The organism is Flavobacterium sp. (assembly GCF_020217025.1).
Taxonomy (GTDB): Bacteria; Bacteroidota; Bacteroidia; order Flavobacteriales; family Flavobacteriaceae; genus Flavobacterium.
This window is the reverse complement of record NZ_JAIWOF010000147.1, coordinates 1-10,000: the sequence shown is the minus strand read 5'-3', so window position 1 is coordinate 10,000 and position 10,000 is coordinate 1. Positions and strand designations below refer to the sequence as shown.

Sequence of the window (10,000 nt, the reverse complement as noted above, 5' to 3'; positions counted from 1 at the left end):
AGATAAAATGATTACCGCTTACCGTAACCACGTTCAGCCAATTGGAATGGGTGTAGATCCAAGAAAAGTTATGGCAGAATTGTACGGAAAAGTAACAGGTACTTCAAAAGGTATGGGTGGATCGATGCATATTTTCTCTAAAGAACATGGTTTTTATGGAGGACACGGTATCGTTGGAGCGCAAATCCCAGTAGGAGCAGGTATTGCTTTTGCAGATAAATATTTTGAAACAGGCGGAGTTACTTTAACTTATTTTGGAGATGGTGCTGCGCGTCAAGGTTCTTTACATGAAGCTTTTAATATGGCAATGAACTGGAAATTACCAGTAGTATTCATCGTTGAAAACAACGGTTATGCTATGGGAACTTCTGTAGAAAGAACGGCTAATCATACTGATATTTGGAAACTTGGTTTAGGATACGAAATGCCTTGTGGACCAGTTGACGGAATGAATCCTGTAAAAGTGGCTGAAGCAATGCACGAAGCTATGGAAAGAGCGCGTCGTGGAGACGGACCAACTTTCTTAGAAATGAAAACATACCGTTACAGAGGACACTCAATGTCTGATGCACAATTATATAGAACGAAAGAAGAAGTGGAAGAATACAAAAAAATCGATCCAATTATTCAAGTTTTAGATGTAATCAAAGAAAATAACTACGCTACAGAAGCCGAAATCGAAGCAATCGATCAAAGAGTAGCTGATTTAGTGGCTGAATGTGAGAAATTCGCTGAAGAATCTCCATTCCCAGAAGCACAACAGTTATATGATGTAGTGTACGAACAAGAAAATTATCCTTTCATTCCACATAAATTATAAGAACTATGGCACAAATTATAACAATGCCCCGTTTGAGTGATACGATGACCGAAGGAGTTGTAGCAACTTGGTTAAAAAAAGTGGGTGATACAATCAAAACAGGTGATATTTTAGCCGAAATTGAAACGGATAAAGCTACAATGGAATTCGAATCTTTCTATGACGGTGTTTTATTACACATCGGAATTCAAGAAGGTCAATCGGCTCCAGTAGATTCTTTATTAGCAATTATTGGAGCAGCCGGTGAAGATATTTCAGCATTATTAAATGGAGGAACTGCTACAGAAACTAAAGAAGAAAAAGTAGTTGAAGAAGCAAAACCAACTTCAGCAGCAGTTGAAATTCCAGCTGGTGTGAAAGTAGTAACGATGCCTCGTTTGTCAGATACTATGACAACAGGAACAGTTGCAACTTGGTTGAAAAAAGTAGGAGATACTGTAAAAGAAGGTGATATTTTAGCTGAAATCGAAACCGATAAAGCTACGATGGAATTCGAATCTTTCAACGCAGGAACGTTATTATATATTGGAGTTCAAGAAGGTGATTCTGCTCCAGTAGATACAATTTTAGCTATTTTAGGTCCAGCAGGAACTGATGTTTCAGGAATTGCAGCTAATTATAAAGTAGATGCAGTTGTAGAAGCTCCAAAAGTTGAGGAAGTAAAAGCAGTTGCTCAAGAAGCAGCAGTTGTAGAACAAACTACTTCAGGTAGAGTTTTCGCTTCTCCATTAGCTAAAAAAATTGCCCAAGACAAAGGAATCAACTTGTCTCAAGTAAAAGGTTCAGGTGAGAATGGAAGAATTGTAAAATCGGATGTGGAGAATTTCTCACCATCAGCAGTTGTAACTCCATCTCAAGCGGTTACAGAAGCTACAAATGCAGTTGCAGCAGTTAAACCATTTGTTCCAGCAGGAGAAGTATTCCAAGAAGAAATCAAAAATTCGCAAATGCGTAAAACCATTGCGAGACGATTGTCAGAATCTAAATTTACGGCACCGCATTATTATTTAACTATCGAGTTGGATATGGACAATGCAATTGCTTCAAGAAATATGATTAATGGATTACCAGATACGAAAGTTTCTTTCAATGATATGGTAATCAAAGCAAGTGCGATGGCATTGAAAAAACATCCACAAGTAAATTCACAATGGAGAGAAGATGCAATGGTTATCAATCACCATGTGAATATTGGTGTTGCTGTTGCAGTTGAAGATGGTTTAATGGTTCCAGTATTGAAATTTACAGATCAAATGAGTTTAACTCAAATTGGTACAAATGTGAAAGACTTAGCTGGAAAAGCAAAATCTAAGAAAATTCAACCAGCAGAGATGGAAGGAAGTACATTTACTATTTCTAACTTAGGAATGTTTGGAATTCAATCATTTACTTCGATTATCAATCAACCAAATTCTGCTATTTTGTCTGTTGGTGCAATTATTGAAAAACCAGTAGTTAAAAATGGACAAATCGTTGTTGGAAACACAATGACAGTTACTTTAGCTTGCGATCACAGAACAGTGGACGGAGCAACAGGAGCTCAATTCTTACAAACGTTCAAAGCGTTTATGGAAAATCCAGTAACGATGTTAGCTTAATAAGTGTTAAATTTATCATACAAAATCCCGATTTACTCGGGATTTTTTTATTTTTACTTAAAACTATAAACTATGAAAAAAATCATATTCCTAATTTCTTTTGTTGGATTGTCATTGCATGCACAAACCAATGTTACTTCGAAAAACATTTCTAATTTTAATTACCAAGTTGAAGAAGGAAATGTAATCAAAACTTTGTCTTATTTAACTTCGGATGAACTAGAAGGAAGAGATTCAGGTAGTGAGGGTATTGAATTGGCAACTGTATATTTAGAAAATCTTTTAAAAGAGAACGGAATTAAGCCTTATTTTAAAACGTATCGCGATACACTTTCTAATTTTGATAAAACTTCTTACAACGTAGTTGGTTATATCGAAGGGAACGATAAAGAGTTAAAAAATGAATTTGTTATTATTGGTGCGCATTATGATCATATTGGAAAAATTGCAGCTGTAAATGGCGATGATATTGGAAACGGAGCAAATGACAATGCTTCTGGAACTACTGCAGTAACCGAAGTAGCAAAATATTTCGCAAAATTTAAAAACAATAAGCGAAGTGTACTTTTTGTATTCTTTTCAGCAGAAGAAAAAGGCCTGTTAGGATCAAAACATTTGGCTGCAAAATTGAAAGAACAAAAAATGGATTTGTATTTTATGTTCAATTTTGAAATGATTGGAGTGCCTATGAAAGACAAAGGAATGGATTTCTATTTAACTGGTTTTGGAAAATCCAATATGGCATCTTTAATAAACGAGTATGCAGGTGAGAAATTAGTAGGATATTTGCCAATAGAAACCAAATATATGTTGTTCAGAGCATCTGATAATTATCCGTTTTTTACCGAATTTAATGTCCCAGCTCAAACGGTGTCAACTTTCGATTTTGAAAATTTTCAATTCTATCACCAACCTGATGACGAGTTTGAAATGATGGATACCAAACACATGACGACTGTGATTACAAAAACAATTCCAGTTTTGGAAAGAATGATAAACGCCCCAAAAAAAGAAATAAAATTAAATGAAAAGTAAAAACATCATCATAACCGGAACTTCTCGAGGAATAGGTTACGAGTTAGCATTACAATTTGCAAACGCTGGACATCAAGTGTTAGCCATTTCTCGAAAAACACCAAAAGAGTTAATCGAAAATCCAAACATTACTTGTTTGTCAATTGATATTTCAAATCCAGAAGAATTACTTCAGGTTGAAAATTTCATTAACAGAACTTGGAAAAAAGTTGATGTTTTAATTCATAATGCAGGAAGTTTATTGCATAAAACGTTCACGCAAATTACTTCAGAAGAATTCCAAAACATATATAAAGTCAATGTTTTTGCTGTTGCCGAATTAACAAAAATCTGTATTCCATTCATGGAAAAAGGAAGTCATGTTGTGACGATTAGTTCTATGGGAGGCATTCAGGGTAGTATGAAATTCGCTGGATTAGCTGCATATTCGTCAAGCAAAGGAGCTGTAATTACGTTATCCGAATTATTGGCAGAAGAATACAAAGAACAAGGAATTGCTTTCAATGTTTTAGCACTTGGAGCCGTAAATACCGAAATGTTACAAGAAGCCTTTCCAGGTTACGAAGCGCCACTTTCAGCAAAAGAAATGGCCGATTATATTTTTAATTTTGCCTTAACTGGAAACAAGTATTATAACGGAAAAGTATTGCAAGTTTCATCTTCAACACCTTAAAATTGAGTGACGTATTAAAAAAATACTTACCTGAACATGCGGTTCATCCTTGTTTTGAGTTAATCAAAGCGAATCATGTGCATCTAAAAATCGTTAATGAGCGTCAAACCCGCCATGGCGATTATCGAAAAGATGCGCAAGGCTATCATTTGATTACTGTGAATGCTAGTTTGAATAAATACCGATTTTTAATAACCCTAATTCACGAAATTGCGCATTTGGTAGCTTTCGAAAAATATGGTCGAAACATAAAACCGCATGGAGATGAATGGAAACTCACTTTTCAACGAATGATGGTGCCGTTTATTCGACCTGAAATATTTCCAAATCAATTGTTGCCATTACTTGCCAAACATTTTAGAAATCCGAAAGCGAGTAGTGATACAGATGCAAAATTAGCCATCGCTTTAAAGCAATTTGACCAAAAAGAAACCGATAAAAATTATATCTTTGAAATTCCAATGGGAAGTCATTTTAGAATTCACAATGGAAAAATTTTCAAAAAAATAGCATTGCGAGTTAAGCGATACGAATGTTTAGAAATAAGTTCTGGACGCTTGTATTTGTTTCAACCCAATGCTGAAGTCGAATTGTTGCCGAATAAGTTCTAGCAACAAAAAATATACAAAATGAATAAAAATTATTATGCAATCATAATGGCTGGAGGAGTTGGTTCTCGTTTTTGGCCAGTAAGTACAACGGAGTTTCCAAAGCAATTTCACGATATGTTAGGAACAGGTGAAACTTTGATTCAAAAGACCTTTACTCGTTTGTCTCAAATTATACCAAAAGAAAATATTTTGATTCTTACAAATGAATTGTATAACGATATCGTTTTGGAACAATTGCCTATGATTCAACAAGAGCAAATCGTTTTAGAACCTGCTATGCGTAATACGGCGCCTTGTATTTTATATGCTTCTTTAAAAATTAAAAAGCAAAATCCAGATGCAGTTATGGTAGTGGCGCCTTCTGATCATTGGATTGAAGATGAGGTGCAGTTTTGTTCTAATCTTCAATATGCTTTTGATTTTTGTGAGCGCGATGAAAACTTAATGACCTTGGGTATTTTACCAACATTTGCCAATACAGGTTACGGTTATATCGAGTTTGATAAATTAGATTCTCGTCCAATTAAAAAGGTGAAGCAGTTTAGAGAAAAACCAGATTATGCAACCGCAAGAAAGTTCATCCAAAGTAGAAATTATCTTTGGAATGCTGGAATTTTTGTTTGGAGTGCTAAAACCGTTTTAAAAGCTTATGAAGAGTTTCAACCGGTGATGTATGATCATTTTATGAATGGTTATGAGACTTTAAATACCCCAAATGAAGAAGCTTTTATAAGAGATAATTATCCTTTAGCACAAAATATTTCAGTGGATTATGCTATTTTAGAAAAAGCGCAAAATGTTTACGTTTTACCAGCAACTTTCGATTGGAATGATTTAGGAACTTGGGGTTCATTATACGATAAATTACCAAAAGACGAACAAGAAAATGCCGTAGTAAACGCTTCCGTTTATCTTGAAAATGCAACGAATAACATCATCAGAACTGAAGGAAAAAAACTTGTAGTTATTGACGGCTTAACAGATTATATTATCGTAGATAAAGACGACGTTTTGTTGATTTATCCAAAGAATAAAGAGCAAGATATCAAGCAAATAGTATCTAAAATTCAATAGCACTATTTCACATCATCTTCCAAATACATTTTTCGAACACGTTTGAATAATTCTGAAGAATATACAAAATCGGTAACGGCTTCGTTATCGGTTTTGAATATTTCTTTGTTACTGCCTTCCCATTCTAATAAACCATTTTTTAAGAACACAATTTTTTCGCCAATTTCCATTACCGAGTTCATATCGTGCGTGTTAATTACTGTAGTAATGTTGTATTCTTGTGTAATTTCCTGAATCAAATTATCAATTACAATTGCAGTTTTTGGGTCTAATCCCGAATTTGGTTCATCGCAAAAAAGGTATTTTGGATTATTTACAATCGCTCGAGCAATCGCCACACGCTTCTGCATTCCACCCGAAATTTCAGATGGTCGTTTTTGATGCGCATTAACTAAGTGAACTCTATCAATAACAAAATCGACGCGCTCTTTAATCTCCTTAACCGATTTATTAGTAAACATTTTTAGTGGAAATCCAATGTTTTCTTCAACCGTCATACTATCAAAAAGGGCACTTCCTTGAAAAACCATTCCAATTTCGGTTCTTAATTCACGTCTCTCATCATTAGAAAGTTCAGAATAAATTCTACCATCAAAAGAAATAGTGCCGCTATCAGGTGTATGAATTCCTAATAATGATTTTAAGAAAACGGTCTTTCCAGAACCACTTTGTCCAATGATTAGATTGGTCATTCCTGCTTCAAAACGAGTTGAAACTCCTTTTAAAACGGTTTGTTCACCAAACTTTTTTACGATATTTTTTACTTCAATCATTAGCTTAAAAGAAGTTGCGTTAATATAAAGTTCATTAAAATGATAACTACCGATGTCCAAACGAATGAAACGGTACTCGCTTTTCCTACTTCTAAAGCACCACCTTTCATGTAATAGCCATGAAACGAAGGAATTGTAGCTAAAATGAAAGCAAAAACAATAGTTTTAATGAAGGCATAAGCAATATGAAACGGGATAAATTCAGTTTGAAGTCCAGTTGTGAATTCGAAACTTGTAGTAAATCCTCCATAAACGGCTGCCATCCAACCTCCAAAAACTCCTAAAAACATACTCATTCCAATTACGAAAGGATATAATAGTAAAGCGATTATTTTTGGAAAAACTAAGTAATTAAGGGAGTTAACTCCCATAACTTCTAATGCGTCAATTTGTTCTGTAACACGCATGGTTCCTATGCTTGATGTAATGAACGAACCCATTTTACCCGCCATAATAATGGAAATAAAAGTAGGAGCAAATTCTAAAACAACCGATTGACGTGTTGCAAATCCAATCAAATATTTTGGGATTAACGGATTGGTTAAGTTTAATGCCGTTTGAATTGCCACAACACCACCTACGAAAAATGATATAAAAGAAACAATTCCTAGCGAATCGATAATTAAATCATCAATTTCTTTAAGAATTAGTTGTTTCATCGCCGACCATTTAGTAGGCTTGTTGAAAATTTCTTTCAACATGATGAAGTATTTTCCTATTTGCGATAAGTAGCGAATGAGCATCATTTTGATAGTGTTCTGTATTCAGTTTCTAGTAAGCAGTAAAAATACTATATTTTGTTCGAAAATGAGTTACCTTTTTAAAAATGGCTTAAATTTTAACCACACCAATAAAAAAGTCTGACTTGTTTGTGATTTTTATTTTCTCTTTTTTCTTTACAGATTTTTTGTCCTCGTTTAAATTTAAGATTTTTTTCTTCAAATGGAAGCAGTCCAATTTCTAATCTTCGTTTATTTATAGCTTCAAATTTATTAGTATCTTCTGTTTGATGCCATTCATTATAATATTCGTCAATATTGCTAAATTTAGATTGAAAATCCATTATTGAGGCATAGATTTCAGGTTGTAAGTTTCCTTTAAATACTTCGTTTTTTAATAATTGATTATAACTTTTGTCTCTTGGATAGGAATAATAATGAAGTAAAATAAGTTTAGTTTTATTGTTTCCAAAAGAATAGTCGTAATTTGGTTTGTTTGATAAACTTTTAATACCTAAATAATTCAAATCAATATTTCTTTCTTCTGGGAATCCATATTTTGTAATTAGTGAAATTAATTTTACATCAACAATATTTGAAATAATACTATCATATTTCTTCCAATAAATATCCTTGTTTTTTGAATCATAAATACTCAACGAATCCAAGTAATATATTTTCCACTTATTGTCTAAATCGGATAATTTGTTAATTGCATCCAATAACTTATAATTAATACTTTTTTTATATTTTTTATTTGATATCTCAAATTGAGAATTGATTATTTTTTCGATTTTATTTTTTGAGATATAACTTCCAATTAAACTATCATTAGTTAAATATTCAGGGATTAATCCTCTTTCAAAGCCTTTTTTTACGCTTTTTTTGAAGAAATTCATATCGTTTTCAATTGCTGCTATCTGCATAGCTGTAAAACAGTTTTTTGCAATTGGTTTTACATTAATTGAAAAAGCTTTTTTGTAATGTTGAAGCGCTTCTGAATAATTGTCATTTAAAATGAAAGATTCGGCTTGACTTATATTTAGAGAATAATTTATGTACGGATTAGATTTGTTATCATTTATTTCAAATGAAAATAGAGTTATTAGTGATAATATAAAGATGTATCTCATATTAATAATTAAAACAACTTCTCTTTCATCTTCTTCCAACGATATTTTCTAACAAATTTAGCTTGTTCAGGTGTAACCAACATGTTTTTGTTTTCTCTTTTGGCTTTCCAAAAACCTTTGATGTAATCTAAAAACAATAAAGGTTTCCCTTTTCGCATGGCTAATTTTAAAGAAGCAACGGCTGTGATAAAAAATCCGTAACCTAGAGTATAGAATGCTTCGCCTTGTTTGAATCTTGCGGCTTGGTTGTAGCTGGCACCTGTTGGTTTTAGGTGTTTTACGTGTAAACTTTCATCGGTTACGACTTTCCAATTGTAGAATTTACAAAGTAATTCGTCAACGGTATCCCAACCCATTTGTGGTTTTAATCCACCAATTTGTTTGAAGGTTTCTTTTCTGTAAGCCTTCAAAGCACCACGAATGTGATCTTTATCTGTAAGATTTTCTAAAACCCAATTCTCGTTTTTCTCGATGTAACAAAAGCCACCTGCCATTCCAATTCTATCATCAGATTCGAAATGTTTGATTATGGTTTCGAAGTAATTCTTTGGAAAAATCAAATCAGCATCGACTTTTACAATGATATCATAATTATCATCGATATTTTTTTCGCCTTCATGAAATGCTTGAATCACTTTACTTCCAGGCAAATGAATCGCATCCGATTTTTTATTCACTAAAGTGATAAATGGGTATTTGGAAGCGAATTCAGAAACAATTTCCGGAGTTTTATCGGTAGAATTATCATTCACCACTACAATTTTTGTTGGTAAAACAGTTTGTTCTACTAACGATTGTAAAGTTAAGCTCATAAAAGCTTCTTCGTTGTAAGCAGGAATGATAATGTAATATTTCATCTGACTATTTTACTTTTTCGGCATAAACCAAATAATATCTCGGTGTAAACCATCTCAATAAAGGTCTAAATCCGATTTTTTTTACTGGATGTGTGAATTTTACTCGGTCTACAATTTTAAAACCAGCTTTTTCCAAAAGCCAATCTAATTGCCAATCTTCAAATTCATGATAATGTCTATCCCACATATCGGTTTTGCTACGATAAGCAGGGGAAAACCATAAGCGCAAAGGAATCGAAATTAAAATTTTATCCGCTTTTACGTTTTGTAGAACAGTGTAAGGATTTAATAAGTGTTCGAAAATTTCAAAAGCTGTAAACACCTCGTAGTTTTCATTCTGTAACGCCGATTGGTCGTTATCAATATCTTCTCCTTTTGTATTGATAACCGAATAGCCATTATCTACCATGATTTTTGAAAAAGGATTTGGAACACCTAAATCAAAAATGGTTTCAGAAGGTTTGATATGTTTTTTTAGAAAATCTAAAGTGATATTGAATCGTTTGCTCGGATATGTTTTTTCGTACATTGAAATTGAAATTGGAATACAAATTTACTTTTTTCTTCCAACTTCTAACTTCTAACGCTCAACTTTTTTACATTTGATACACAATAGCGTTAATATTCATTCCGGCACCAACAGATGCAAAAATAATAACATCGCCTTTGTTTAAGTTTTGTCCTTCTAATTCTCCGTTTACAATTAA

General features: G+C 33.1%; 11 protein-coding genes and 1 pseudogene. 6 read left to right on the top strand and 6 right to left on the bottom strand.

Annotated features, from left to right (window positions below):
* From LDL23_RS07425 to LDL23_RS07400, 6 genes are all read left to right on the top strand, one after another.
* The coding region (locus LDL23_RS07425; RefSeq protein ID WP_291265131.1) for a thiamine pyrophosphate-dependent enzyme at positions 1-820 on the top strand (820 nt) is incomplete at its 5' end.
* A 5-nt stretch (positions 821-825) separates the two neighbouring features.
* Positions 826-2,418 carry a 2-oxo acid dehydrogenase subunit E2 gene (locus LDL23_RS07420; RefSeq protein ID WP_291265130.1) on the top strand — a complete coding sequence of 531 codons (1,593 nt, stop codon included), beginning with the start codon at positions 826-828 and terminating at the stop codon, positions 2,416-2,418.
* Between the two features lie 72 nt (positions 2,419-2,490).
* Entirely contained in the window at positions 2,491-3,453 is a 963-nt protein-coding gene (locus LDL23_RS07415; RefSeq protein WP_291265129.1) for a M20/M25/M40 family metallo-hydrolase, read from the top strand.
* On the top strand, positions 3,443-4,126 hold the full coding sequence (locus tag LDL23_RS07410; RefSeq protein ID WP_291265128.1) for an SDR family oxidoreductase: 684 nt from the start codon (positions 3,443-3,445) through the stop codon (positions 4,124-4,126). Before LDL23_RS07415 ends, LDL23_RS07410 begins: the two co-directional genes overlap by 11 nt.
* 2 nt (positions 4,127-4,128) lie before the next feature.
* Positions 4,129-4,737: a SprT-like domain-containing protein gene (locus LDL23_RS07405; protein ID WP_291265127.1), complete on the top strand. Its 609-nt coding sequence runs from the start codon at positions 4,129-4,131 to the stop codon at positions 4,735-4,737.
* A gap of 18 nt (positions 4,738-4,755) precedes the next feature.
* Positions 4,756-5,811, top strand: a complete 1,056-nt coding sequence (locus LDL23_RS07400; RefSeq protein WP_026725689.1) for a mannose-1-phosphate guanylyltransferase — start codon at positions 4,756-4,758, stop codon at positions 5,809-5,811.
* Positions 5,812-5,813: 2 nt separating this feature from the next.
* Here LDL23_RS07400 and LDL23_RS07395 read toward each other — a convergent pair whose 3' ends face one another.
* The 6 genes and pseudogenes from LDL23_RS07395 to LDL23_RS07370 form a co-directional block, all read right to left on the bottom strand.
* The gene (locus tag LDL23_RS07395) at positions 5,814-6,584 is read right to left on the bottom strand and encodes an ATP-binding cassette domain-containing protein (protein ID WP_111567002.1); all 771 of its coding nucleotides are present in this window, start codon (positions 6,582-6,584) and stop codon (positions 5,814-5,816) included.
* Positions 6,584-7,330, bottom strand: a complete 747-nt coding sequence (locus LDL23_RS07390) for an ABC transporter permease (protein WP_194095302.1) — start codon at positions 7,328-7,330, stop codon at positions 6,584-6,586. Before LDL23_RS07390 ends, LDL23_RS07395 begins: the two co-directional genes overlap by 1 nt.
* Before the next feature lie 92 nt (positions 7,331-7,422).
* Positions 7,423-8,436: a hypothetical protein gene (locus LDL23_RS07385; RefSeq protein ID WP_291265126.1), complete on the bottom strand. Its 1,014-nt coding sequence runs from the start codon at positions 8,434-8,436 to the stop codon at positions 7,423-7,425.
* Between the two features lie 8 nt (positions 8,437-8,444).
* Entirely contained in the window at positions 8,445-9,293 is an 849-nt protein-coding gene (locus LDL23_RS07380; protein WP_291265125.1) for a glycosyltransferase family 2 protein, read from the bottom strand.
* A gap of 4 nt (positions 9,294-9,297) precedes the next feature.
* A complete protein-coding gene (locus LDL23_RS07375) occupies positions 9,298-9,822 on the bottom strand; it encodes a methyltransferase (RefSeq protein WP_291265124.1) in 525 nt (174 codons plus the stop codon).
* Between the two features lie 67 nt (positions 9,823-9,889).
* Positions 9,890-10,000, bottom strand: a pseudogene (locus LDL23_RS07370) (ketoacyl-ACP synthase III); the annotation flags it as partial.